Source organism: Flavobacterium plurextorum (assembly GCF_002217395.1).
Taxonomy (GTDB): domain Bacteria; phylum Bacteroidota; class Bacteroidia; order Flavobacteriales; family Flavobacteriaceae; genus Flavobacterium; species Flavobacterium plurextorum.
On the sequence record NZ_MUHD01000016.1, the window covers coordinates 302,763 to 328,833 of the forward strand.

At 33.1% G+C, this 26,071-nt stretch carries 20 protein-coding genes; 9 read left to right on the forward strand and 11 right to left on the reverse strand.

The genetic code is table 11. From position 1 onward, the window contains the following. Positions 1-8 precede the first annotated feature (8 nt). From B0A81_RS10045 to B0A81_RS21620, 4 genes are all read right to left on the reverse strand, one after another. The gene (locus tag B0A81_RS10045; protein ID WP_089057896.1) at positions 9-818 is read right to left on the reverse strand and encodes a hypothetical protein; all 810 of its coding nucleotides are present in this window, start codon (positions 816-818) and stop codon (positions 9-11) included. 41 nt (positions 819-859) lie between these two features. Further along, complete coding sequence (locus B0A81_RS10050; RefSeq protein ID WP_089057897.1) at positions 860-2,404, reverse strand: DUF1254 domain-containing protein; 1,545 nt, start codon at positions 2,402-2,404, stop codon at positions 860-862. A 30-nt stretch (positions 2,405-2,434) separates the two neighbouring features. Further along, positions 2,435-3,925: a DUF1254 domain-containing protein gene (locus tag B0A81_RS10055; RefSeq protein ID WP_089057898.1), complete on the reverse strand. Its 1,491-nt coding sequence runs from the start codon at positions 3,923-3,925 to the stop codon at positions 2,435-2,437. Positions 3,926-4,001: 76 nt separating this feature from the next. After that, entirely contained in the window at positions 4,002-4,160 is a 159-nt protein-coding gene (locus tag B0A81_RS21620; protein ID WP_165768053.1) for a hypothetical protein, read from the reverse strand. Positions 4,161-4,446: 286 nt separating this feature from the next. Here B0A81_RS21620 and B0A81_RS10060 point away from each other — a divergent pair, with 286 nt between their 5' ends. From B0A81_RS10060 to B0A81_RS10075, 4 genes are all read left to right on the forward strand, one after another. Next, entirely contained in the window at positions 4,447-6,054 is a 1,608-nt protein-coding gene (locus B0A81_RS10060) for a class I SAM-dependent methyltransferase (protein WP_089057899.1), read from the forward strand. 190 nt (positions 6,055-6,244) lie between these two features. Next, a complete protein-coding gene (locus tag B0A81_RS21625) occupies positions 6,245-6,613 on the forward strand; it encodes a hypothetical protein (RefSeq protein WP_165768054.1) in 369 nt (122 codons plus the stop codon). A 306-nt stretch (positions 6,614-6,919) separates the two neighbouring features. Then, positions 6,920-7,489, forward strand: coding sequence for a DUF3347 domain-containing protein (locus tag B0A81_RS10070; RefSeq protein ID WP_089057901.1), 570 nt, complete (start codon positions 6,920-6,922; stop codon positions 7,487-7,489). 2 nt (positions 7,490-7,491) lie between these two features. Continuing rightward, positions 7,492-7,962: a heme-binding domain-containing protein gene (locus tag B0A81_RS10075; RefSeq protein WP_089057902.1), complete on the forward strand. Its 471-nt coding sequence runs from the start codon at positions 7,492-7,494 to the stop codon at positions 7,960-7,962. Positions 7,963-8,087: 125 nt separating this feature from the next. Here the strand turns inward: B0A81_RS10075 and B0A81_RS10080 are convergent, their stop codons facing one another. The 3 genes from B0A81_RS10080 to B0A81_RS10090 form a co-directional block, all read right to left on the reverse strand. Next, entirely contained in the window at positions 8,088-8,534 is a 447-nt protein-coding gene (locus B0A81_RS10080) for a hypothetical protein (RefSeq protein ID WP_089057903.1), read from the reverse strand. Between the two features lie 103 nt (positions 8,535-8,637). Continuing rightward, positions 8,638-9,276, reverse strand: coding sequence for a hypothetical protein (locus tag B0A81_RS10085; protein WP_244281353.1), 639 nt, complete (start codon positions 9,274-9,276; stop codon positions 8,638-8,640). A gap of 156 nt (positions 9,277-9,432) precedes the next feature. Then, positions 9,433-10,335, reverse strand: a complete 903-nt coding sequence (locus B0A81_RS10090; RefSeq protein WP_089057904.1) for an urea transporter — start codon at positions 10,333-10,335, stop codon at positions 9,433-9,435. A 587-nt stretch (positions 10,336-10,922) separates the two neighbouring features. Between B0A81_RS10090 and B0A81_RS10095 the strand changes: the two genes are divergently transcribed. The 3 genes from B0A81_RS10095 to B0A81_RS10105 all read left to right on the forward strand — a co-directional run bounded on the left by B0A81_RS10095 (position 10,923) and on the right by B0A81_RS10105 (position 17,468). Further along, positions 10,923-11,510, forward strand: a complete 588-nt coding sequence (locus B0A81_RS10095) for a phage tail protein (protein ID WP_165768055.1) — start codon at positions 10,923-10,925, stop codon at positions 11,508-11,510. A gap of 120 nt (positions 11,511-11,630) precedes the next feature. Further along, positions 11,631-16,571 carry a T9SS type A sorting domain-containing protein gene (locus tag B0A81_RS10100; RefSeq protein ID WP_089057905.1) on the forward strand — a complete coding sequence of 1,647 codons (4,941 nt, stop codon included), beginning with the start codon at positions 11,631-11,633 and terminating at the stop codon, positions 16,569-16,571. A gap of 51 nt (positions 16,572-16,622) precedes the next feature. After that, the gene (locus B0A81_RS10105) at positions 16,623-17,468 is read left to right on the forward strand and encodes an outer membrane beta-barrel protein (RefSeq protein WP_089057906.1); all 846 of its coding nucleotides are present in this window, start codon (positions 16,623-16,625) and stop codon (positions 17,466-17,468) included. A gap of 332 nt (positions 17,469-17,800) precedes the next feature. Here B0A81_RS10105 and B0A81_RS10110 read toward each other — a convergent pair whose 3' ends face one another. Together B0A81_RS10110 and B0A81_RS10115 are read right to left on the reverse strand one after the other, a co-directional pair. Further along, positions 17,801-18,286, reverse strand: a complete 486-nt coding sequence (locus B0A81_RS10110) for a MarR family winged helix-turn-helix transcriptional regulator (RefSeq protein WP_089057907.1) — start codon at positions 18,284-18,286, stop codon at positions 17,801-17,803. 3 nt (positions 18,287-18,289) lie between these two features. Then, the gene (locus tag B0A81_RS10115) at positions 18,290-18,781 is read right to left on the reverse strand and encodes a GNAT family N-acetyltransferase (protein WP_089057908.1); all 492 of its coding nucleotides are present in this window, start codon (positions 18,779-18,781) and stop codon (positions 18,290-18,292) included. Positions 18,782-19,001: 220 nt separating this feature from the next. On the opposite strand from B0A81_RS10115, the gene B0A81_RS10120 reads away from it, so the two are divergent. Together B0A81_RS10120 and B0A81_RS10125 are read left to right on the forward strand one after the other, a co-directional pair. Further along, positions 19,002-20,312 (forward strand): DUF389 domain-containing protein, encoded by a 1,311-nt coding sequence (locus B0A81_RS10120; protein ID WP_199170224.1) that lies wholly within the window; start codon positions 19,002-19,004, stop codon positions 20,310-20,312. Positions 20,313-20,657: 345 nt separating this feature from the next. Further along, positions 20,658-20,867, forward strand: a complete 210-nt coding sequence (locus B0A81_RS10125; RefSeq protein ID WP_089057909.1) for a hypothetical protein — start codon at positions 20,658-20,660, stop codon at positions 20,865-20,867. Between the two features lie 173 nt (positions 20,868-21,040). Here the strand turns inward: B0A81_RS10125 and B0A81_RS10130 are convergent, their stop codons facing one another. Continuing rightward, the gene (locus B0A81_RS10130; RefSeq protein WP_089057910.1) at positions 21,041-21,607 is read right to left on the reverse strand and encodes an RNA polymerase sigma factor; all 567 of its coding nucleotides are present in this window, start codon (positions 21,605-21,607) and stop codon (positions 21,041-21,043) included. Positions 21,608-22,176: 569 nt separating this feature from the next. Continuing rightward, on the reverse strand, positions 22,177-26,055 hold the full coding sequence (locus tag B0A81_RS10135; RefSeq protein WP_165768056.1) for a hybrid sensor histidine kinase/response regulator transcription factor: 3,879 nt from the start codon (positions 26,053-26,055) through the stop codon (positions 22,177-22,179). Positions 26,056-26,071 lie beyond the last annotated feature (16 nt).

Here is a 26,071-nt window from a genome sequence, read left to right on the forward strand (position 1 = left end):
TGTTTGAATTAAAAAATAACCTGAAACTGAAGTATCGCCTGCCAATTTCCAATTAAATCTGGTCTTTCTACATTATAAAAACCCTGAGCTGCTGCGGAATAAAAGAGCTTGCTTTTTGTACCTATTTGAAATGTTTTTCCTGGTCCGCCGCCAATAGGAACCAACCATTGATTACCACTTGAAGCCAGCCAGTTAACCACTACCGTAGCGTTACTTTCAACAAACCATCCTTTTGGAAAATTGTAATAAGCAATATACTGAATGCTTCCTGAATTGACTTTATTTACACCATCACCGCCAAGAGACCAATAATTTTGCAATACGATTCCGCCAGAAAATTTGTCTCCAGCCATATATAATAAAGCCGAAGGTCCTAAGCTTAAACGATTACTTCCCAATGCAGGATTTGTTCTGGTAGGAATTTGCATGGCGGGACCAATACCCCAACTGAACTTCCCTTTTTTTTGAATACTTGAAAAATATCCATTAAATAGAATATTTCCCATTCCCCCTTCATGTGTACCACCGTCAAAAAGCGGTGGTACGGTTTGAAAAGGAATAATAGTATAGGTTATCAGTTTTAAATTACTTGCCAATTTAAAAGGATAGACAGGTTGTATCGAAAAAGAACTTGCTGTACCATCTGCAACTGGCAACAAAACTTCCTGCAAAAAAACACTGCGCAGACCACTTACAGGGTCTTGTCTTTTTTTGCTCATTTCTTCAATCGAAGTCTTTTCACTCTCATTTGACTGTCCGAAAATCGGAAAACAAATACAGAAAAATAAAATACTTAAAGCACTAGATTTAAAATTCATAGTATTTGTGTTTACTTTTAATATTTATCAAAAAGCGCTGTTTATTTTACTTTTTCAAAATCACCCGGTTTATATTTTCGATCAAAAAATTCTTGTTTTGGTCCATAAAAACGGAATAAAGCAAACCATCCTTTGCCTGGGACTGTTTTTAACCAATTTGCTTCGCCTGAAGGTTTATCAGGTCCTACAATAAAAGTTACCGATTTATCTGCATTGTAAATAAGCTTGTTCATAGAGTTTAATGACGGATATACTTGATCTTTTGCATCAACTCCAGAAGCAGTTTCTGCATCATATAAAGTCAACGACCAGAATAAACCTGCCGGCGGATTTGCTGGGAAAGTAATTTTATAGGTATTCTCTCCCATCAAAAAGTTACCGTCTTTATCTTTATAAGCATTTCCATATTTCGCTCCTAAACCAGGAATAGAAGACATCATTCCAGTACTGATAGAATAATGGTTAATATACATTTGTATTTTTGCATTTACATCTGTATGTTTTGTTATTCTGTTACGATATTCTTCGTCCAGTAAAGTACGCATAAAATCATCTTGTTTGGTTTTAGCATGAGCAATCCATTTTCGGTCAGCCCACCAAAGTGCATCTTTTTCTTTATCATAATTTCCCGCAACATTTTTAGCCATTTTCCATGCCGTTTGCGCTGCCTTACCTAACAATTCTTTTTGTTTCTCTGTAGGTTTAAACGCTTCTCCCTTTTTGATTCCTATGGCTTCAAGCATACCGTGCATATAAGGATCTATATCATCTACTTTATCACTTTGTATGAATCTGTCCAGCATTTCAAAATAACTAAAATCGTGCGCAAATAACGCATTTGAAGCAATATCAGAAACGTGTTTAAAATTCATAGGTTTTCTTTCTCCGCTGAGAGGATAAATTTTTATTCCTTCAACAGATTTTACTCCCGGCGACAAATCATCTACAGATTGAAAGAAACCACGCTGAAAAATAAAAAGTCCATTTGTTTTACATCTAAAAACGAAATAGTTTTTTTCGTCAACAGCGCCTTTATAATCTGATGGAATTACCAAATACTTCCCTCCTTTTCCTTTATCAGGTCCAGGAAGACCAATATCACCTAAATAAGTAGTCCCGTCTGGTTTTGCAGGACCTGCGAGCGGTCTGTGCCAATAATCATCTAATATTCCCTGAAGCATTGGTGGAACTTCTAAAACTAAAGGTCCTGTTTTGCTCAGATCAGCAAATCCTAAGGCATAAATTACATCAGAATTTGGCGTTGTAATTACGGTTTTTGGTTTCAGTCTTTTTTCAAAAACAGAAATCACATTATATCCTTCGCCGGATATTTTGCCTAAACCTTCTTTCATCGCATACATATTTACAGCAGGTAATGCCCATAAATAAACTTGTGTGGCTCTTTGAAAATATAAATCATCATTTAACTTTTCAGAAGATTCGGCTGTTGGATAACCTCCAACAATCTCTCCATCTGTTGCTTTATCAGATGAAGTACTGCTGTTTACGGTATTATCTTTTGAAGATTCTTTACAACCTACGAGAAATAAAACTGACAAGATTGCGGTTACAATTATTCTTTTCATAATTAATTGAATTTTGGTTTATCTCTATGTTTATTTCACTTTTACAACTGCCGGCGGATTCCAACTGTCGTTTAAAACCTTTTCTTCAGGCCAATAGCATCTTACATACAAAGAGAAAACTTCTTTTGGCGCTGGAAGCCAATTGCTGATTTTGTCTTCAGATGGCGGCGTATTTTGAACATAAATAGTTAATGAACCGTCAGCATTCTTTTTCAGGTTTTTATTTTTTGTTCCCAATGAATATCTCTTAAGCTCATTTGGTGCAAAAAAATGTTCAGCGTTGTACAGTGTAAGTGACCAAAATCCTTTTACAGGCGGAAGTTCTCCACTTGCAAATGTTACTGTATATTTGTTTGAACCGCTTAATCGAGTTCCGTTTTCATCACGATCTTGATAAAAATATCTGGTCTCATTTGGTTTATTTACAAAAATATTGGCTTTAGCACAAGAAAGTCGAGTCAAATAATCGTATCCAAATTGTGCACCGTTACGCTGTGTTGTCCAATTGTATTTTACTGGATAACCTACATTTGCAAACTGGAATAATGGTGCAACTAGATTTTTATCAGCATCGATTGCAGCATTTATTGCTATTTCTTTCAGTTTCGGATTTTTATTTAATGCATCTAAAAGTGCGTGTGCCTGAGCATAAAAAGCTTCTTCTCCCGGCATTGGTGGAACTTCTTTTAAAATATCAGCCAATTGATCAAAGAAAGTTTCCGGTTTTACCCATTTGGTTTCTCCTTTTTCTCCACCTGCATCTGGCGGAGTTACTTTTGTTTTTTTCCAGTCTGTAATTTTCATTTTGCCATCAAAATCTTCGAGAGGATATATCGCTATTTGGTTAATTAACGGCTGAACTGCTTTTTTATCAGCTGGGTCATCCGTTTGAAATACACGAGGAATTACAATACCTCGAAGTGTTGAAGATTTAAAAACAGCCGCAATTCCATCAGGCACTTTTCCATTCCAGTCTTTGTGAGCAAGAAGGTAAAAGCCGGGTTTTGTACCATACATTTTACCAAAACTTGCAAAACCATCAGTACGCTGGTCACAAACCTGATATACCCAAAAACGATCTCCAAAATCTGGTACCTGTACGACTACCGGCCCTAATGAAAGATCTAATGGCGACAAGCCGTAAACTACATCTTGATTAGGACAGGCAACAGCTCTTTCTGCTGGTTCGACATAATCGTTCAGCATGCACAAATGATTTGGCGGCGCTAAAGGAAGTACTCCACCAGCATAAATTGCACCTGGTAGCGATCTAAATGTTTCTACTCGATTATGAATATTAACCAGTGGCCAGCCCCATCCGTAAATATTGGCAGCAAGATTTTTTACAAAAGCTTCTGTCATTATGGTATTAGGAATTGGCGCTGCAGGCCATTTCTGCTTGGTAGTATCTGCTGTAACTGCAGTTGCATCGGCCGCACTAGATTTTAGTTCATTATCTTGCTTTTTACAAGATAAAAAAACTGAAGTTATCGCTAATAATAGAAATACATTTTTTTTCATGGTGAGTAATTTTAGCTGTTAAAAAGTCATTTAATCAGTATTCCGTTTTCTGAAAAATGAAAACGGAATATCAGTATTATTTTAAATCAATATCTACTTTATCAATTTTGCCAGTGAACTTAAAGGGTACTTGATAGGAAGTGGTAACTGGAGAACCAGAATCTTCACCAATTCCAAAAGTATCAATACCAAATCTGGCGGCAACAGTTTTATCAATTCGTCCTTCACCTGCCAATTTATTGTTGATGTAGAGAATGATTTCATAGTTTACAATTTTATTGACACTAATTTACAATTAGGAGTCAAACAAAATTTTAAAATGATGTTGCAAGTTATAATATGAAACCATTTTACATAAACCTTTGACGTAAGGCTAAATTACCGCTGTTCTAATATTTATGCTGCAAAAAAACGCTTACTCCAACTTTTTCATAAAAAGTTAATGCAGCAATTATTTTTTAGAAATACCATTCTTAAGTTTAAAAAAATCATTATTTTTAGTAAACTTTCATTCTTTTATTATGACTGATAAATCACAACTTCGCAGTTCTATTTTTAGACATCTAGACGGTTTGGCTGTTGCTCCAGCTGCAATAGCACTTAAGAATAATGCGGTTTTAGAATTTATCTTAAGTAAAAAGCGAGTACAATTGTCAGAGCTTGCTGCTGTTTTTAAAGCAAATGAAGGCTATCTGAATGTGAGTTTGAGAATTTTAGCTTCTCAAGGATTTCTGAATTATGCGGTTGATAATCATAAGCAGGAAATTACAATTTCTGTAAACGAAAAAACAGAAATAGCTTTTTCATTGTTTTATCTCTATCAAGATGTTGTCGATTTACTTCAGTTGTCTATCCAATTTCATCCTCGTCTATTTGAAGATGTTCCTTTTGAAAAACTCAATGTTATTTTTGAAAGGTATAAAACAAAATACGGAATTGAATCGTCTGAGGATCCCTTGACAAACAGCATTCAGGATCAGATTTTAAAACACATTGAAGGGCATTTGATTGGTCCTACAATAGTTCGTTTGGCAATGAACGGGATGTTTCATAAATATTTTATGGAAACTTCTTTCAAACCAGAAGAGTTTCATAAATCGCCTGAAAATTTCAAAAAAATACTGGATTTCTTTGTCCTTCTTGGATGGTTTTTAGAAAAAAAAGGCAATTATCAATTTACTGAAGAAGGTTTGTTTTTTGCCAAAAGAGCCAGTGCTTATGGCGTTACGGTTTCTTATTTGCCAACGTTTGCTAAAATTGAAGAATTAATTTTTGGTAATCCTGATGTTTTACGAATGGCTGCCGATGGAGAAAATGAAATTCATGTTGATCGCGTAATGAATGTTTGGGGAAGTGGCGGTGCTCACGATACGTATTTTAAAGTTGTTGATGAGATTATTATTAACCTGTTTAATCTGCCGATTAATGAACAGCCAAAAGGGATTTTGGATATGGGCTGCGGCAACGGTACTTTTTTGCAACACATTTTTGAAGTAATCGAAAGACAGACTTTACGAGGAAAAATGCTGGATGAATATCCATTGTTTTTGGTTGGAGCAGATTATAATCAAGCTGCTTTGAAAGTTACCAGAGCAAATTTGATAAAGGCCGATATTTGGGCAAAAGTAATTTGGGGAGATATTGGACGTCCTGATTTACTTTCGGATGATTTAAGGGAAAATTATAATATTGACTTAAAGGATTTGCTTAATGTGAGAACTTTTCTGGACCATAACCGAATCTGGAAAGATCCAAAACATATTAATAAAGACAGAGTCAGCGCTTCAACCGGAGCATTTGCTTATAGAGGAAAAAGAATCAGCAACAATTTAGTAGAAGACAATCTTTTGGAACATTTACAAAAATGGTCACCGTATGTTCGCAAGTTTGGCTTACTTTTAATTGAATTACATACCATAAATCCAGAACTTGCAGCGGCCAATTTAGGAAAAACTCCTGCCACAGCTTATGATGCTACGCATGGATTTTCGGATCAATATATTGTCGAGATCGATGTTTTTAATGCTATTGCGGCAGAAGCTGGATTGTTTCCTGACCAATCTACTTTTAAGCGATTTCCAGAAGCAGATATCGCAACGGTGAGTATTAATTTATTGAAAGGAAAATAATCTATAACTTAATTCAATAAGAAATAGAACTAAGAGAAACACTGCTTTATTTTATAAAAAAACAAAATGTTACTTTTTCTTTTCTATTCTTTATATCTCTTTCTGTTTATTTAGATAAAAGCGGTTTTTTAGATTTATTCTTTTAAAAATAAAATAATATCTTTAACTTTAAAATTATTATAAATCTATTGTGACTAAATTTTACATCATATTGATCGCTGTTCTTGGCCTATTCTTAGTGCCAACGGTAACTTTTGCATGTAAAAAACCATCTGTAAATCATTCTTATACAAAAAATACTTCTAAAACTGAGAAGAAAAACTGTTGTGCTAAAATGAGTCATTCGAAAGATAAAAATGATGACGGCTGCAGCGGAAAATGCAAACACTCGATGTGTAGCTGTACTTTTGCTTGTAATGGAGGGATTACTATTTTTAATGAATCACAATTCAATACCAATTTTTTCCGTTTTAATTCGGAAAAAGAAAAGTTTTATAATTCAGAAACCTTTACTTCCGCTGGTTTCCAATCTCTTTGGCTTATACCTAAAATAAGCTAAATTCTTTATTGACAGCCATAAGTGTGTCAATTCTAAAGCATAACTGCTTGCTGCTATTTATTTTCAACCTAATCAATTACAAAAATATTGTATTTCTACAGTATTCTATTTTGTTCTTGTTTAAAAAAAGGCACAAAATCTATTCTTAAAAAAGAAACACGATAATACTTTTATTAGCAGCATTGTTCTGTAAGTTGAAAAAATAAAGCAAGCCAAACCAAGAGAATAAAACTAAATCCTTAATACTAATCTAAAGTATTGAGGTAAAGTTAAATAGTAAAAATAACAACCTAAAACTTAGAAAAAATGAAAAATCTAATTCTATCAACTATAACAGCAGCATTTGTAATGGTTTCATGTAATCAAAAAAACAAAGAAGCTGTAACACCAGATCCAAAAGAAAATCAAAATCAATCAAATGCAAAGGAAAGTACTGATAAATCTAATTTTTCTATAAATGAGATTACAACTAATTATCTGCATCTGAAAAATGCATTGGTTAATGACGACTCAAAAAATGCCGCCAATGCAGGGAAAGAATTACTTGCTGCATTTAATAATATCAATTCAGCAGCGATCGATGAGAAATTAAAAATCAAGTATAATGATATTGCTGATGTTGCCAAAGAACATGCTGAACATATTGGTGATAATGACGGAAATATAGAACATCAAAGAGAGCATTTTGTGTTACTAAGTAAAGATGTAAACGATTTAATAGAGGAATTTGGTACAGATCAAAAGTTGTATCAAGATTTTTGTCCAATGACAAACGATGGTAAAGGCGCAATATGGATTAGTGAAACTAAAGAAATAAAAAATCCCTATTACGGTTCAAAAATGAGCAGCTGCGGATCGATTAAGAAAACGCTTTAAAAATGAAACCTTATATTAAAAAGATAATTTTCGTTGGTGCAATTGTTCTTGTACTTATTCAATTTTATCAGCCTGCTCGTAATTCCGATTACGGGCAGGTTTTACCCATTCATTTTTCTAAAATCTATTCTGTTCCTCAAAATGTCGAAGCGATTTTGCAAACTTCCTGTTACGACTGCCATAGTAATAACACACGTTATCCTTGGTATTCAAACATACAGCCCATGCGTTTTTTTATGGACGGTCACATTTCTGAAGGAAAAGATGATTTAAATTTTAGTGAATGGGGAAATTATTCGAAAAGAAAACAAGAAACTAAACTGAACCGAATGATCAAGCAAATAAAGGATGATAAAATGCCTTTAAGTTCTTATACTTTAATTCATAGAGATGCAATACTGGATTCCACGCAAAAGAAATTACTAACTACTTGGCTTGAAAGCGTAAATGACAGCATTGCAAAAAACAATTAAAGTAATGGTAACAACAGAATCACTATTATCGCTCAAGTATATAAGAGCTTATTTGTTTTTTTTATAAAAAAAGCTCCAAAGTCAAATGACTTTGGAGCTTTTAAATTTTATTTAATGAATTACATTTAGTTCAAATCATTGAACTCATGTAATGATTTTAATGTGCCTTCATAAAACAAGATTGCCGCGATAAGATTTCCTTTATCTGAGTATGGCATCATTTTTCTTTGAAACTCTACTGTAGTGTCTAAGAAGTTTGTAGTTCCTACTGCTTGACCATCAAGTATTTTTTTATGATCTCCATCGTCTGGAATACCTAAATCTGCCATTGTAACACCTGGTTTAGTAACCAAAGCAATATAAGGAAGCGTTTTTACTAAAACTTTAATACGCTCAATGTACAATTCTAAAAGTTCTCCTTTTTGCATACCGCTCAATTCTTTTTGATCGTGGTATTTACGGATGATAGCTGTTGTACTGATAATACTTCTTGGAGCGTTTTTTGCCTGAGCTGATACAGCGCCGGTTGTCAAGAAGAAAAGGAAACTTAGTAAAATAATCTTACTCTTCATTTTAATAATAGGATTTGGGTGTTGTTCTTAAAAACAAAAATATATAAATTAACTTAAATTACAACTTATTAATTTCTTTTTTATGTTTAGAATTTCATTACTTCTACGTTTTGATTATTCTAAAACGTCCTGGATACTTTATCCAAATGCTTTTTCTAGTGCCATAATAGTCCATAAATTCTTCACAAACAAAAACGGCATGCGCTTTTGACCATGCAACAACTCCACAAAATTCGCTTCCAGATTGTCGCTTTAATTTTTGTATTTGTTTGCCAACCGTAAATCCTAAATACTTATAAATGGTTGGAGTGTAAATGGTACCGTCTTCTAAATCCTCTAATGCCTTATCAAATACAGCATCTTTGTCGATGATTTGTTTGTATTTTGCCATTACAGCGTATGTAAGTATAGCATAATCTGTGATTTTTTCACTTTCGCAATTGTCTTTTATATAGACAAAACCAGCAGAAATTTTGGCTTTGTTAATTTCGTCACTATTCAAATTAAATGATGCATTATTCTTTAAAGTGATTTTGTACAAACTGTCGTTTATCTTTTCGCTAACAAAAAGATTATCTAATCCATAAACATTTAAAGAAGCTTTGATAAATGCAATTGAAGAACAATTGGTACGTTCACCTTGTTTAAAACTTTCGAATATTTTATCTGAACTCAATTGAGAGTAAGCATTTGAGCCTACTAATATTAAAAATAAATATATTGAAGTAACCGATTTTATCATTTTTAGATTTTGTAATTGTTTTCCAATTGATTTCTTAGGAAGAATCAGATTATACAAATCTATAAAAATCAACTCGTAATTGTTTTCTTTACATCTCAACTTTTTTCTAAAATTAGAATATAAATTAAACGCTTAAGATTTTATGTTTTAATAGTTTTATGGATATGTCTTAAAGCTGAAGTATTTACTAAGCAGTTTTTGCATTATTAAAACAATACAGGTTGCTGCAACAAAAGGAAAAGTAAGTGGTATAAACTGATAGTTATTCATAGTAAAACCTATAAAAACAGATAAAACAACTGCAATAAAAGTCCAAACAATGTTTATCACCCGATTTCCTGCAAAAACAATAGCGCACAAAACGGCATTGTAACTGAATAATCCCATCATAATTTCTTGCGTTGAAGCATTGTAGAATGCTGCTATAAAACCTGCGGCAAGACCTCCAAATAATCCGTAAACGGCACGAATTGGGGAACTTACAAAAACTCCAATAAAAAACACCACTCCTGCAAAAAGACTTTCCTGAAATATCACCTGTCCAAATCCCCGCAGTGCTAATACTGCATGAAGTTTACTGTCTATAACGCTATTTAAAGATACTGTTCTGGGTGCTAAAAAAACGTTTTCAAGCATATAGATAAAAAACCAGCAGACCAAAATAAATGGTAATGTATAAACAGGAATACGTTTACGATTAAACCAATGCTGTATAACAACTGCCAGTATACTCCCAATTACAACCGCCAGCCATAATACTAAAACTGGTTTGAAATAAAAAGCTAATCCAGCCCCGACTAGAGCTGCGTTAAAACCATAAATTCCTTGGGCAATTTCTATTTTATCATATTTTAAAACTCCTGCTGTGATTGTGCCGCAGCAAGAAGCAAGTAAAACAGCAATTCCCATTTCTAATGAACCATAAAATATCCCTATCAAAAAAAGTAATCCAGTATATACAGATTCTTGAAGCATAATCTGCCCAATACCTTTAAGTATAACAGAAGGAAATTGGTTCTCAATTATTCTAGTCTGTTTCGAAAATAGTTTTATATGCATAATATAAATTGTACGATTATTTTTATCAATATTTACTAAGTCTAAAGTTAGTAAAAATTCTAGTATTTTTCTGATAGCCGATGCTATTATTGTAAGTATAAAAATGTAGTAAACTTAGAAAATAAACCGCAGCTAAATCGATACAATTAAATATCACACTTTAATTCAATTTGTTCTAAAAAGACGTATAAATACGCTCTATTACTAGTTTATTTATTACTAAACTTGCATATAATTTAGTCTGAAATTAAAACACTGGAATTCTTAATGCATTAATAACTTTACTTAGGTTGTTATTTCATTTGATTTTTATAATTTTATAAGAATCATCTTGTTATACAAATCGATTGTAAAAAGCTATTATATAATCATTTACACAAACCAGTAGTGATAATGAATTTGATCGTAAATAGATACAAACCATTTTCTAGAAGTCATACAATTAACATAAACACATTTAATAGAAAATATAGCTCAAGAGTACTTTTCTATCATTTTTTGTTTATCAATTAGTCTATGATTGCACATTTTTAAATAAATAAACCAAACTATATTTCCAAAAACAATTTTAATTAAATCAATCACTTATGAAAAAAAACTACTTTATTTTATTATTTGTATTTACTGCGTTTTTTAGCACAAATAAAGCTTCTGCACAAGCAGATCCACTAATCGGTCAAATTTCGATGTTTGCGGGTACTTTTGCCCCTCGTGGCTGGTTGTTTTGTAATGGCCAACTTCTTCCAATTCCGCAATATAGCACTTTGTTTTCGATTATAGGAACTACTTATGGCGGCGATGGAATAAACAATTTTGCATTACCCGATTTAAGAGGCAGAGTTCCTGTTGGTCAAGGTCAAGGACCTGGCTTAAGCCCGAGAAATTTAGGTGAAACTTCTGGTAATGAAAATGTTACTTTAACGATTAGTAATATGCCTGCACATAATCATCAATTGAATGCAAGTACTGCAGTGGGAACTTCTAATGTACCAACAGGAAATGTGCTTGCAAACACTTCTGTACTTGATAAAGAGTATAATGGCTCGCCCAACACTGCTATGAATAATGCATCAATTGGCATTTCAGGTTCAAACGCACCAGTTACTATTATGCAGCCCTTTCAAACTATTAATTTTATTATTGCCATTGAAGGTATTTATCCTCCGCGTCCTTAAACGCCTTATTTGTTTAAAAATGTTTGTTTTAACTGCTGTTTGTGCAAACAAACAATAGTTAAAATTGTATTGATACGGCCTATAAAAGGCTGGCGATAACTAATATAAAATTTTATACAAATGAAAAAATATAATAATAAATTAATACTGTTTTTTCTGTTCTTTCTCTTTACTTATTTTGCAAATGCACAAGACATTACCATAACTGGTTCTTGTTTTGCAGGAACACAAACTTTTGTTTTGGGTGGAGATTCAAGTATTCCAACTCTTAATGGAAAACCAGTTTATTACAATGCAAATGTAGATATTCAAGGCAGTGCCGAAAAGGCACAAGGATATTTGGCATTTTTATTAAAAGAAGAATTAGGAACACCTGAAGACAGATGGGTAATTCTTTTAGGTGGGCAGCCTTATTTCTATGCCATTTCGACAGCAGCAACAGCCCCCAGTGCTACTTATTCACGATTTGATGAAATTGCATCACTATTAGATTGTACAGGAAGTGTAGTCGTTACGCCGCCAAATAGCGCTCCAACTGATCTCGTATTAACAATTCCGTCAGTAAACGAAAACGTACCTGCCAACAGCATCGTAGGTATTTTAACCACCACAGATCCAGATGTAGGAAATACATTTAACTATTCGTTAGTATTTGGAACTGGAGATGTTGATAATGCTTATTTTTCTATTTTTGGCAATACTTTACAAATAAGGCTCAGTCCTGATTTTGAAGCAAAGAATTTCTATTCGATACGTATTAGAACAACAGATCAGGCAGGGGCATCTTTAGAAAAAGTGTTCATTGTAAATGTAATTAATGTATGTGATATCGAACTAACTGCCAGTTCTCAAATTAATGTAAGCTGTAATGGAGGTTCAAATGGCTCTTTAACGGTTGTTGCTTCGAGCGGTGCTTCTCCTTACTCCTATTCTTGGTCTAATGGAAAAACTACCGCTGCAATAAACAATCTGGCAAGAGGAAATTACACTGTTACTGTCACAGACGCAAGTTCTTGTACTAAAACACAAATTTTCTCTATAACGGAGCCTCCTGTTTTAACAACATCAAAAGGAGTGGTTAATAATGTTAGCTGCAATGGAGGTTCAAATGGAACTGCCGCTGTAAATGCAGCAGGCGGAACTTCTCCTTATACTTATTTGTGGTCAAACGGTGCGACTTCACAAAACGTAACTGGTTTAACAAAAGGAAACTATAGTGTTACTGTAACGGATAGCAAATTATGTGAAGCTATACAAAATTTTTCTATCACGGAACCAGACGCACTTTCTCTGACAGCTTCTCAAACTGACATAGTATGTAACGGCTATGCCACAGGATCTGCAAGTATAGTTGTTACCGGAGGAACTGGCGCATATTCGTATTCATGGAACCCGCCAGTAGGAACATCTGGTGCAAGCGCTTCCAACCTTACTGCAGGAACTTATACTGTTACGGCTACTGACGCTAAAAACTGTTCAATTCAAAAAGAATTCATTATAACTGAACCTCTTGCCTTAACAGCTTCTAAAGGAACAACTGTAAATGTAAACTGTCATGGTGAAGCTTCTGGATCTGCAACTGTAAACGTAACTGGAGGAACAGGTAGCTATAGTTATTCATGGGCACCGTCTGGCGGAGTTTCCGCTACAGCATCAGGTTTAGCAGCTGGAACATACACCGTTACAATAACCGATCAAAAATCTTGTACAACCAGTGAAACTTTTACCATAACGCAGCCCGCAGCTGCTCTTACTGCAACAGGAACTTCAACAAAAGTAAGTTGTTTTGGAGCTTCTAATGGAAGTGCAAGCGTAACTGTTCTTGGCGGTTCACCTGCTTACAGCTATTCTTGGACGCCTTTGGGAGGTACTGGATCTTCAATATCTAACAGACCGGCCGGAACTTATAAATGTACTATTACTGATTCAAAAGGCTGTACTACGTTGGTAAGTGTTGAAATTGAAACTCCAAATGCAATATCTGGAACGTTTACAAAAACAGATGTTTCTTGCAATGGAAATAGTAATGGTACTGCTGAAATAACACCTTCTGGAGGAACTGGAGCATATACTTATTCCTGGTCTCCTTCTGGTTTAACAACAGCTAAAGTTTCAGGGTTAGCACCAGGAAATTATATTGTAACTATTACAGATGCTAATGGATGTACTGGTACAGTAACTGTTCCAATTGTAGAGCCAGCTGTTTTAGAAGCTGCACAATCGAGAGTAAATATCCTTTGTAAGGGCAGTTCAACTGGATCAGCATCTGTTGTTGTAACTGGCGGAACATCAAACTATACCTATTTATGGTCTCCATCTGGAGGTACTGGCGCTACAGCTTCTAATCTTGCCGCAGGAAATTATACTTGTTTAATTACTGATGCCAGAGGTTGTACATTAACTAAAGTATTTACTATTGAAGAACCTAATGAGTTAACGGCTGTACAAAGTCAAATAAACGCCACTTGTACTACTCTTGGAGAAGCTTCAGTGGCTGTTAGCGGAGGTTTTGGAGTATACACTTATAACTGGTCTCCTTCTGGAGCTGTTACTGCCACTGCTGCTGGCTTAAGCGAGGGAACACATGAAGTTTTAATTACAGATCAAAATGGCTGTACGTTGACTAAAACTTTTAATATAACCACTATTAATACACTTAATGCAGTTACATCGCAAGTTAATGTATCGTGTAACGGATCTGCAACAGGATCTGCTGCTGTAGTGCCTAATGGTGCGCCAGGACCTTTCACTTATGTTTGGTCTCCTAGCGGTGGATCTTCTGATACAGCAAATAACTTAACCGCGGGTAATTATTCTGTTACAATCACATCTTCTAACGGGTGTTCAACCGTGAAGAATTTTACAATTACTGAGCCTTCTGCTCTTAAAGTATCTCCTGCGGGACAAAATAATGTAAGCTGTAAAGGCGGAACAAACGGATCGGCTGCGGTAACTGCTACTGGTGGTTCTGGATCTTATACTTATGATTGGGCTCCTTATGGAGGCAGTTCGGCTGCCGCAGCAGGACTAAGCGCTGGAACATATACAGTAACAGTTAAGGATGGAAAATCATGTGTTGAAACTCAAGTTTTTACAATAAAAGAACCTGAAGAACTTGTTGCGGCTGTATCTCAAAGCAATGTTTCTTGTAATGGCGCAAATAATGGTACAGCAACAGTAGACGTGATTGGAGGAACTGGAGCTTATACCTATTCATGGCTGCCTTCTGGCGGAAATGATGCGAAAGCTTCCAACCTTTCTCCTGGAACATATACAGTTACAGTTACAGATGCTAATTCATGTCAAACTACAGCAAGTGTTAAAATAACTGAACCAGCTGTTCTTTCTGCAGTAATATCTCAAACTGATGTTTCTTGTAATGGCGCTAATGATGGAACCGCTTCGGCAGTGGTAACAGGAGGAACAGAAACATATACTTATTTATGGTCGCCTTCTAATAAAACTACAGCTGCCGTATCAGGATTAAGTCCAAATACTTATACCGTAACTATTACAGATACAAATGCCTGTACATTGACTAAAACAGTAGTTATAGGCCTAACAAAAGATGTAACGGCACCAAAACCTGCTCTTGCAAATCTGCCAGATATTGTAGGCTATTGTTCTATTTTATCATCAGATATTAGTATTCCAACTGCTCAAGATAATTGCGCAGGTATTTTAAAAGCAACAACTTTAGATCCTTTGAGCTATTCTACAGTTGGTACTTATACAATTACATGGAAATATGATGATGGAAATGGTAATAGTACAACACAATTGCAAACACTAAAAGTACTTGCTTCACCTCTTGATCAGGTAACATTTAATGATGCTGAATTTACATATGATGGAAATGCTCATAGTGTTAAAGCTTTAAATGTTCCTGCCGGAGCTACTGTTACCTATTCTGCTAATAATGGCGCTGTAAATGCTGGAACTTATTCTGTTAAAGCAACAATAACTCCAGCTGCGAGCAGTCCAAATTGTACTCCTGTAATTCTTACTGCAAACCTTATAATTAAAAAAGCAGCGCAGCAAATTACATTTAGTGCACTCTCAGAAAAAACACTTGGAGCAAATAACAGTTTTAGTTTAACTGCGGCTTCTAATTCGAAGTTACCTATAAGTTACTCTTTTACTTATGATACCGCGCTGCCTCCTGCAGCAGTTTCAGAAACTGGTATTGTTAATCTAATAAGATCTGGTGAAGTATTAATCACAGCTCACCAAACTGGAAATGACAATTACCTTCCTGCATCAGATGTTTCGCAATTACTGGTAATTTTAAATAACAACATTGATATTAAACGAATTACTTTAGGCGGTAAGGTTTTTGAAAATCCTGTAAAAGCAATTAACCATGTTATGGCTTGTGGTGATAATAATCCAAATGTTTCTATTGTAAATGAAACAAATGCTGTTATCAGTCCTTCAGCGAATTTTACGATTCAAACGCCAAAACCTGGAATTTATAGTCAAAATGTGAAAATCACTTCTGAAGATGGAAGTGCTTCAGAAACGTATACTATTACAGTTGAAAAACCTTTTAGTTTTTATGATATTGTTCACCAGAAATTTAATAATGTACTTCTTGTAAACAACAATCCTCAAACTAACGGCGGTTATGAGTTTGTTTCTTATCAATGGTTCAAAAATGGACAATTAATAGGAACTGGTCAATATTATTCAGCAGGAAATGATTTAAATTCAACTTTAGATCCTAATGCAGAATACAGTGTAAAAATGACTACAAAAGATGGAAAAGTACTGCAGACTTGCGGTGCAAAAATTACATTTACAAATTCACTTCAGGCTAAACTTTATCCTAATCCAATTGAAACAGGAAAAATGATTACCATTGAAGCTGATTTTCCTGAAAAAGATTTAAAAGATATGCAGATTAGTCTCTTCTCTGTAACAGGTCAATTAATTAAAACTGTAAAATCGTCTTCAGTTAAAACAGAAATACAATTACCTCCTACAACAGAAGGCAATATGTATCTGGTTTTACTTGAAGGTGCTAATATCAAAAAATCTTTCAAAGTAATTGTAAAATAATAAAATCTGCCCGTGCTGTTTACAAACGGTACGGGCATAATGTATCTTAAGATGAAAAAATATATAAACAGTTATATAAAATCCTTTTTTCTAATTACAGCATTTTTAATAGTGCATTCGAACGGTTATAGTCAAAACAAGAAACAGGAATTTTCGATTTCATTGGGAGGGCCGTTTTCTTTTCTAAATTCTTCTGGACTGACTGTTAGTGGAAATGGCGTTAATGCTGGTCTTCGTTATTCCTACTATTTAAATGAAGGTTTAAGCGTTGGGATTGGAGTTGAATATCAAACCTACAATTCAGACTCAAAACTTTCATCGGTTAGTGGGCAGTATTCCGCAAAAGATGACGAAAATGAACCTTTTCAATTTAGATATAAAGTATCCAATTTAAGAGAAGAACAAAATCTATCTTACATCAATATTCCCGTTAATATTCAGTTTGAAACACCGGGAACTTCAAGTTTGTATCTTGCGGCAGGTGCCAAAATAGGATTTGCAACAAATGGTGCTTACAAAACATCTATGAGTAATCTTACTACAAGTGGTTACTATCCGCAATACAACTTAGAATTATTTGGCCCGGCATTTGCGGGTTTTGTTGATACAGATAATGTTTCTTCAAATAAACAAGATCTTGATGCCGATGTTTCTTATTCAGCAACCTTTGAAACGGGTTTAAAACAACAAATAGGAAAAAGAAACTCTTTGTACTTAGGCGTTTACTTTGATTATGGTTTAAATAACATTTTTGATCATAAAGGGGACAAAAACCTTGTTCAATATAGTCCAGAACAGCCGGTAGTTTTGCGATACAACAGTGTATTTGATTCTGGTTTTACCAATAAAGTAAATTTAGTTTCATATGGTCTAAAATTAAGAATCGCAATGCGTTAATCTTAAAAGTATAAAACATTTAAAAGCTTCAGTAATTCTGAAGCTTTTTTTTAGCTTTTGCTCATATAACAGAAGTGTTTTAGTAAGCGGTAAAGATTTTCTATTCGATAAGATTAAAAAGCTATTAAGAAACAAAATTTTACAAAATTTTATGACAAAACAAAAAACCAATATGTAATTTTTATCGTACATTTAAAAGACGACATTTGAGGATGCTGTAAATTCAAATGAAGTAGTTTTTGGAGCATGTTGGCTTTATCATTCTTAAATTATCGTTTATCAAATTAAATACTTTAAACAAAAAAGCGATCTTTATTTAGATCGCTTTTTTATTACTTTTCTCCTTCACTTTTTAACTGCAGCGCTCTTTGAATAAAACTTTGGTGCAATATCTTATTTTCAGCTTCATTAATCGCCTCAAATAAATTATTCTGATTATCTGTAATCTCTGTAAGCACGTTTTTCATAATTTCCCAAACAGGTTTCATCTGCTCGATCAGCTCCTGCCCTTTTGAAGTAAGTTGAATAAGCCTTTTACGCTCATCGATTTTATCTTTTTTAGATCGAATCAGTTTTTGTTTTTCCAGTTCTTTAAGCAAACTTATAGTTGAAGGATGTGTATAACCAATTTCATTGGCGACTTCCACTACACTTAGAACTCCTTTATGGTATAAAGTATAAATTACTGGAAACCATTTTGGTTCAAAATCAATACCATATGCTTTATAAAACAATGCACCGTCTTTTCGTAATTGTTCGCTAAGCCGCTGCAATCGTGTTGAAAGAGCCAAAATCCCTGATTCGTCTATAATATTCATCTTTTATTTCTTTAAATTTAAATGGCAGAAAACATTGTCTGGAGCCATTAATGGAAATGTTTTTGGAAGCTCTCCTTTTTCGATTCGTACAAAATCATTCTTTTCATAAAAACGTAATGCAGCTTCTAATATCGAAACAGTTCCTAAATATAGATCATCAATTTTATTCTGCTGGCAATATTCAATTAAAGTTTCTAATAATTTTTGAGCAATTGAAAATTCTTTTCCTCTAAATTCTTTCTTAACAAACATTTTTCTAATGGCTCCTGTATTCGATTCAAACTTAATTAAAGCAATGGTTCCTACTAATTCATCATTAATAAAACAACCCCAAAAGCTTCCGCCTCCTGCATGATAAAAATTAGTTATGTTTAGCAAATCAGGCTGATCTTCAATTGTAATTGCAACATTAAACTCATTTTGCTGAATGTTTAATATCAAATCTACAATGTCGTTCGAATATTGATTATCGACAGGTTTAATAACAAGTTTCATATAGTATAAATTTTATTATGCAAAACTACGTAGTTAAATACATAAATAAAAATAAATACGAAATTTTATGATTTATTTGAGATTGTTTTTAGTGTCTTTACTGTTTAATATTAAAAAGAGAATCGAGAATAAATAACACTTTTTCTAGTGCTATATCCCTTAAATTGTTTTAAATTAGTAAATAAAGTGACTTTAGGTTCAATTAAATCTCGGGGAAAGTATGAAGCAGATTATAGACATTTTAAATTTACGTGAAGGTGAAAACGACAGAGCTTTAACTCTTGAACATGTAAAAAAAGACATTGAATTTAAAGGGGCAAATTTATGGATTTTGGCTTGTGCAATTATGGTCGCTTCGGTTGGGTTAAATGTAAATTCGACCGCAGTAATAATTGGTGCCATGCTTATTTCTCCATTAATGGGACCTATTGTTGGAGCTGGTTTTGCATTGGGTATTTATGATTTTGCACTTTTAAAAAAATCATTACGAAATCTTCTAAATGCTACTTTTGTAAGTTTAGCAGTTTCAACACTTTATTTTTACTTAAGTCCTTTCAAAGATGTTCAATCTGAATTGTTAGCGCGAACTTCTCCTAATATTTATGATATTCTTATTGCTTTTTTTGGCGGTATTGTGGGAGTTATTGCAATTACAAGAACTGAAAAAGGAAATCCTGTTCCAGGAGTTGCAATCGCAACAGCATTAATGCCTCCTTTGTGTACCGCGGGTTATGGATTGGCAACTGGGCAGTGGACATTTTTTCTGGGAGCCTTTTATTTGTATATCATAAACTGCGTTTTTATTGGTATTGCCACTTTCTTGATTATAAAATACTTGAATTATCCACCGGTAAAACAAATTGATGAAAAACAGCAAAAAAGAGTAAAACTTATTATAGTTGTGGTTACTACGAGTATGTTAATACCAAGCAGTTATCTTGCATTTTCATTATATGTAGAACAGCAGTTTAAAAAAAATGTAGATCTTTTTCTTGATGATGAATTTAGCAGTAAGGGATATACGGTGGTGTATAAGAAAACGGAATTTAATCCGCAGAAGAAAAAAATTGAATTGGCTTTTCTTTCTAAAAAATTTGATCCGCAAGAAATAAAGGAACTTAAAACTAAACTTAACAGAAACAAATACTTAAAGGGAACTGAACTTCTTATCAGACAGGATATCGATGATAAACAGGATCCTTTAAAAAATGATCTTCTGAATAAAATTAAAAGCAGTGAAAATGAAATGGATGCGAAAGATTTAAAAGTTTTGCATCTTGAAAAGGAACTTGCCAAAAATAAATTTGATAATCAACAAATCTTAAAGGAGACTAAAACTTTGTTTCCTACTATTTCTTCGTTATCTGTCACAAAAACAGATTTCGTTACTGAAAGTGACAGCACATATACAATTACTGCTGTAATCTATGATGGAAAAGGAGCTTTTAACGAAAGTGATCAAAAGAAATTTAAAGATTGGCTTGCTGTTAGACTTGCTGTTAAGGATGTAGAAATCTTTAAGAAGCAGTAAGTACCTTGTGTTTTTTTATAAAATTTTACAGCTTCTAGAAACCTAGAAAGAATCTTTCTTATTCCTATTTTAAAAATTCTCCTTTAGTTTAGAAAAAAAAATGATATTTAATTGTGACCTAATACATTTTTTTGTGTCTAAATTTAACTAGCTTCAATTTAATTGTGAGAAAATTAGTTTTGATAATTAGATCAAAGTGTATTTGACCTGATTTTTTCATCAATACGTCTAGTATATTTTTATTCAAGACAGAAAAACATTATTTTGGTCTACAGTATATTAGCCCATAGATTTAACAAGATGTCTTAAATTTTAAGATGTTTAAATATTATTATTGTTGTGCATATGAATAATCCTTTCAAGGAAATACTAAATGATGAAAAATTACCCGATGAAATAAAAAAAAGGGTTATGGCAGATATTGCCCGTCTTAAGAATTCCACTGATATTACTGATCTGCTTCTTGTAAAGTATCCTGATATTTTTTCTGATATTGTGGATAACAAAGAAATTGATTCTTCAAAAGTAAATCTTGATCAAAATTTAAGTAAGTAAAAAAAGGCGCTTACGAGAAATGTTAGACAAGCAATTTTATGTGCTAAAAACTTCATCTTCTCTGTAAAACAATCAGCTTATACAAAAAACAATAGTTGTTATTAATTCAACAAAAGCTTTAAGAAAATTTCTTAAAGCTTTTTGTTTTTCAGAATTTATTCAAGTCAATAAAATTAGTTTCGATAAGCTTCAATTAAACTGAATTTAGCTCTTTGAATTCTCATTTTTACCGCACTCTCACCAAGCGAAAGAACTTTCATTATTTCTTTTATAGATAGTTCGTCTTGGTATTTCATAAGGAGAATCATTTTTTCTTTTACGTCGATTTTATCAAGTGCAACATTTAGTTTATTTGCATTCATGCTTAAAATGTCTTCGTCTAGAATATCATCATCGATAGTATCTACCAACATTTCAAAATCGGCATCTCTTTGGATATTTTTGCTTTGTTTGTCTCTAGTTACATAGTTTGTACAATAATTGTACGTAATAGAATAAAGCCAAGTAGAGAATTTCGAATTCCCATTAAACGTTTTTAAACTAACAAATAGTTTAACGAAAATATCATGCGCTAAATCCTGTGCTTCAGATTTTGATTTAACAAAACTCAGGCATTTATGATATACCAAATTGGCATATCTATCGTATATAATTTCAAATAGGTCAGAATTATTGCTTTCCGCTATCTGTAAAACAAGCTCTTCATCAGAGATTTTCAATATTTTTTTATCAATTGGCATATTTGTCAATATTTAAAACAATTAAAAACCTTAGAAGCAATAAAATTATTTTTAAAAGTATTATGCACTTAATTGTAATCGTTAACAATTTTAAAAAAGATGCCCTGGATTATTATTCCAAGGCACCGTTCTTCCAAATTTACTGAGATGATTATAAAAAATCATAGAGTACCCCCAAATACATATTAATTCTTAAAGGAAACCATCTCTTCTATTAAGACACCGGCAGTGCAATTACGTCACATTTTTTTTGTGATTTTTTTTATTTTTTTTTCACATTTCATTTTATTCAAAAAATTTTCGTTTAAAAATGGTCAATTGATTTTAATTTCTCTTATGAAGTTTATTATACTGTAAACATCAAAATTTCATGTTTTAATTAAGAGTCAATTGCTCGTTTGAAACTACTGTTTTGCAAATGTTGAGAATGTGTAAAAAAAGCAGATTAAGTAATAATTCGTTAAAAATAGATTCGTTGCTAAAATTAGGTTTGGTCATATCAAAAGTCATTTTTTTATTACATTTTGATTATCAAAATCATCCCAAAAAGTTGCAAAATTGTCTCATCACTATTTTTTAACGTACTCAGTTGGAGTTACTTTATAATAATCCTTAAAACTTTTAGAAAAATAAGACGGCGAATTGAAGCCAGCCATGTACACAACATCTGAAATTGAATGACCATTTTTAAGAAACTCTGCCGCCTTTGTTATACGGTAACTATTTATAATTTCACCTGCCGAAAGATTGAATAATATTTTGACTTTTCGCTGTAAATTGGCTCGGCTTATAAATAATGATTCGGCCAACATTTCTACACTTAAATTATTATTATCAAGATTAGCATCGATAATTCTATAAATTTCATTCAAGAATTTATCGCTTTCATTTTCGATTCTAATGTTGTTTTCTAAAGGTTTTGTCAAGCTGTTATGATAATTGTCTCGCATTTTTTTCTGTTGATCCAGCTGATTTTTAATTCGAAGACGTAATTCATTAATGCTGAAAGGTTTTGTAACATAATCGTTGGCACCAATCGCAAGACCTTTCAATCTGCTTTCCATATCAGCTTTGGCGGTTAATAAAATCACTGGAATATGATTTATAGTTGTATTGTTTTTTACAGCTCTGCAAAATTTATAACCATCCATACCTTCCATAGTAATATCACTTAATATCAAGTCGGGCATTTTTTCAAAACAAAAATCTAATCCCTCGTTACCATTTTTGGCTGTAATTACATTATAAATTTCTCTAAGATTATCCGCAATAAACTGTGCGAGTTCTAGATGATCTTCAACAACTAATATGGTATGTTTTTTTTCATCTGTTGCCGCTGCTGGGATTTCATCATTTTGAACCTGTGTTCTTTGAATTGAAAATGGAAGCCAAACACTAAAAGTTGTTCCTGACGGTGATTCCGTTCGACTTTCTACATTAATAGTTCCTTTGTGCAATTGTACAAGTTCATGAACAAGCGATAAACCAATACCTGTTCCTTTTTTTTCACTGCTGTTATTAGTCCCTTGATAATATCTCTTAAAAATATTCTCTTTGTCTTGAACAGACATTCCTCTTCCATTATCTTGTACTTTTAACACTAGTCCTACTGTTTGTTTTAAAACGGAAACTTTTACTGTACCGCCGGCTTCGGTAAACTTTAATGCATTAGATATAAGGTTATAAAGAATTCTATCGAGCGTATTTACAGAAAATAAAAACTCGGCAGTTTCAGGTGACTCAAGTATTATTTTGATATTTTTCTCTTCTGCGTCTTGTTCAAAAGCGCTAATAATGTTTGAAATCACAATAACAATATCGCCCCAAATCATTTCAGGATTAAGAACTCCTGCATCTAATTTTGCTATATCCAAAAGTTGATCCGTAAGGTTGATAAGACTGTTGGTGTTTTTTGTAATCATCTTTAACAGACGGTCTTTGTCTTTTGTACTTTTCTGCAGTTGTTCAGCTGGTCCTTGAATAAGTGACAATGGTGTACGAAGTTCGTGCGCTATATTAGAAAAAAAGCGAATTTTTACTGCATTTAATTTTCGAAGTTCACTTGCTTCAAGTCTTTTAAGTTCAATTTCTTTTTTAATCAGAGCTTGATGTATTTTAAATTTAAAATACCACAATACTCCTGCCGTAGAAATCAAAATGTAAAACAATACTGCCCATCTGCTAAACCACCAAGGAGGCGTTATGCTTATAGGTAAAGATGTTATGTGACTGCTCCATTTTCCAGAAGTATTGGTTGCTGTTACTTGAAAAGTATAGTTTCCTGGAGGGATTTTAGTAAATACGGCTTCTCGTTTAATTCCTGCCATAACCCAATTATCATCATAACCTTTAAGTCGATATCGATATTGATTACCAAGCGGCTGCCCAAATTGCAGTGCTGCATATGAAAAGAACAAATTGTTTTCTTCATAAGACAACTGCAAATCCTTTAATGTGTGAGCCGGCTGTAAACTTGGTCTCAGATCATTTATGTATATGTTGTTTATTTTTATATCTGTTACAACTGTTACGGGAGAGACTGTATCTTCCATTATACTGGAAGGATTAAATACTACTCCGCTTTTTAGCCCTCCAAATGCAATTCTATTATTTGGAAGCGGCAGTTGATGATAATGATTAAATTCTAGATTATTTAATCCATGATACTTTGTAAAAATTCTCGTTCTGTAAGTTATAGTGTTAAAACGTACCAAACCTTTGTTAGTTCCCAGCCATAGATTGCCCGATTTATCTGGAAGAATCAAGTAAATGAAGTTATCAGGAAAGCCTTCGTCAACTGAGAAAACTTTTGTTTTATGGGTAATGGTATTAAAAGAAATCAAACCTATTGAACTTCCCAGCCACAATACATCTTTGCGTTTATAATCAGGTCTTATACTTATAAGATTATTAATAGGCAGTCCTTTCTCTGACTTTTGATACAATTCAACTTTTTTTGTATCAACTGCAATACGAATTAATCCATGTGCTTCAGTTGTAATCCATAATGCGTTTCCTTGCATATCGGCATGCATTCCTCTGCAGACAATTCTTTTCTTTGGATGGACAGAAATAGTATTTAACGATATAAATAATTCCCATTCCTTTTTTTCTTTATTGAAAAAATAAATAGAATTTTCTCTATCAAGTGCTATTGGATTATCATTATATAAAGAAAACCCGATTATAGGTGCAAAAAGTGTTTCGGGAACTTTTGGCAGTTGAGGAAGTTTTGTTACAACACTGCCATAATTATCAAATAATGCAACTGTTCGATTAAGGGCAATCCAAACGCCATCTTTAATTTTTACGGATCGCACATAATAAGAAGGAGTTAATGGTGCATTTGAAAATTTCCAATCAAAGAATTGTAAGGCCGGAATATGATAATACTGATTGAATAAATCTGTAATAAAACCTTCTTTATAGTCAAAGCTGGCGAAATCTATACTTGTATCAATAGTATAAACGCCATCTGCATCGCCTGCTACCCAAAAAAGACCTGATTTATCTACTAAAAAAGCTTGAGCATTGGCATCCATTTTTATTTTAGCCATGCTCACGATACCTTTTTTATCTGAGTACTCGTAGATCGTTTTTTCGAAAATAAAGAATTCTTTACCTTCAGTATCAGCATCTATATATCTTACAGGAAATGGTGATTTTACAGGCAGGCTTACTTTTCTAAATTCTTTTTTTATTGGATTAAAAAAATAGATAAAAGAATTATCGGCCCACATTAGCTCTCCATTTTTTCTTTCTGTAAAGGCATTAAATATTACTCCGTCTTCTTTGTATCCTTCAGGAAAAAGTTGATATGGTATTATTACGGGAATGAATTTATTCTTTTTCTTGTCGAATCTGCTGATTGCTTTATTACTTAAAACCCACAGCTCTTTATTGTAAGTTTCGAGTATGTTATAAATTGGCCCAAATTGACTAAAGTAGGAACCATAGTTTACGAGTTTTTTCTTCTCGTTTAAATTTATTTTACAAAGTACATTACTGTCTTTGGTTCTAAACCAAAGTATATTTTCATGGTCTACAAACCAAACTCTTCTGCTTATTGTTATATTGTTTTTTTCTAAGAATGACTGAGTAATAGCTGGATTTGCTTTTTCAGTATTATAATTGAATTTATCGAGTTCTCCTGATTCATATTTTATCCACAGAGTATTACTGTCACTCTCTTTTATTTGTTCAATTAAATTTGAGGTAAGTGAATTTTTATCGTTATGAATGTGCTGAAAAATCTTGAAATTATGCCCGTCAAATCTTGCAAGCCCATTTCTGGTACTCAACCATATAAAGCCATCTTTATTTTCTACTATGCCTGATACAAAAGATTGTGGAAGTCCTTCGTCAACCGATAAGTGCCTAATATTTTGTGAAAAGAGCATTGAAGAAGAAAAAAATAGTGCAAGCAAAAGTTGTATACTATTTTTCATTTTTTTCATAATTACA

Coding starts and splice junctions, on each gene's coding strand:
- B0A81_RS10080 (WP_089057903.1), bottom strand. CDS start 8,534: ATGAAGAGTAAGATTATTTTACTAAGTTTCCTTTTCTTCTTGACAACC.
- B0A81_RS10120 (WP_199170224.1), top strand. CDS start 19,002: ATGAAGCAGATTATAGACATTTTAAATTTACGTGAAGGTGAAAACGAC.
- B0A81_RS10090 (WP_089057904.1), bottom strand. CDS start 10,335: ATGCATATAAAACTATTTTCGAAACAGACTAGAATAATTGAGAACCAA.
- B0A81_RS10105 (WP_089057906.1), top strand. CDS start 16,623: ATGAAAAAATATATAAACAGTTATATAAAATCCTTTTTTCTAATTACA.
- B0A81_RS10045 (WP_089057896.1), bottom strand. CDS start 818: ATGAATTTTAAATCTAGTGCTTTAAGTATTTTATTTTTCTGTATTTGT.
- B0A81_RS10075 (WP_089057902.1), top strand. CDS start 7,492: ATGAAACCTTATATTAAAAAGATAATTTTCGTTGGTGCAATTGTTCTT.
- B0A81_RS10060 (WP_089057899.1), top strand. CDS start 4,447: ATGACTGATAAATCACAACTTCGCAGTTCTATTTTTAGACATCTAGAC.
- B0A81_RS10085 (WP_244281353.1), bottom strand. CDS start 9,276: ATGATAAAATCGGTTACTTCAATATATTTATTTTTAATATTAGTAGGC.
- B0A81_RS10070 (WP_089057901.1), top strand. CDS start 6,920: ATGAAAAATCTAATTCTATCAACTATAACAGCAGCATTTGTAATGGTT.
- B0A81_RS10130 (WP_089057910.1), bottom strand. CDS start 21,607: ATGCCAATTGATAAAAAAATATTGAAAATCTCTGATGAAGAGCTTGTT.
- B0A81_RS10135 (WP_165768056.1), bottom strand. CDS start 26,055: ATGAAAAATAGTATACAACTTTTGCTTGCACTATTTTTTTCTTCTTCA.
- B0A81_RS10110 (WP_089057907.1), bottom strand. CDS start 18,286: ATGAATATTATAGACGAATCAGGGATTTTGGCTCTTTCAACACGATTG.
- B0A81_RS10115 (WP_089057908.1), bottom strand. CDS start 18,781: ATGAAACTTGTTATTAAACCTGTCGATAATCAATATTCGAACGACATT.
- B0A81_RS10055 (WP_089057898.1), bottom strand. CDS start 3,925: ATGAAAAAAAATGTATTTCTATTATTAGCGATAACTTCAGTTTTTTTA.
- B0A81_RS10050 (WP_089057897.1), bottom strand. CDS start 2,404: ATGAAAAGAATAATTGTAACCGCAATCTTGTCAGTTTTATTTCTCGTA.
- B0A81_RS10125 (WP_089057909.1), top strand. CDS start 20,658: ATGAATAATCCTTTCAAGGAAATACTAAATGATGAAAAATTACCCGAT.
- B0A81_RS10095 (WP_165768055.1), top strand. CDS start 10,923: ATGAAAAAAAACTACTTTATTTTATTATTTGTATTTACTGCGTTTTTT.
- B0A81_RS10100 (WP_089057905.1), top strand. CDS start 11,631: ATGAAAAAATATAATAATAAATTAATACTGTTTTTTCTGTTCTTTCTC.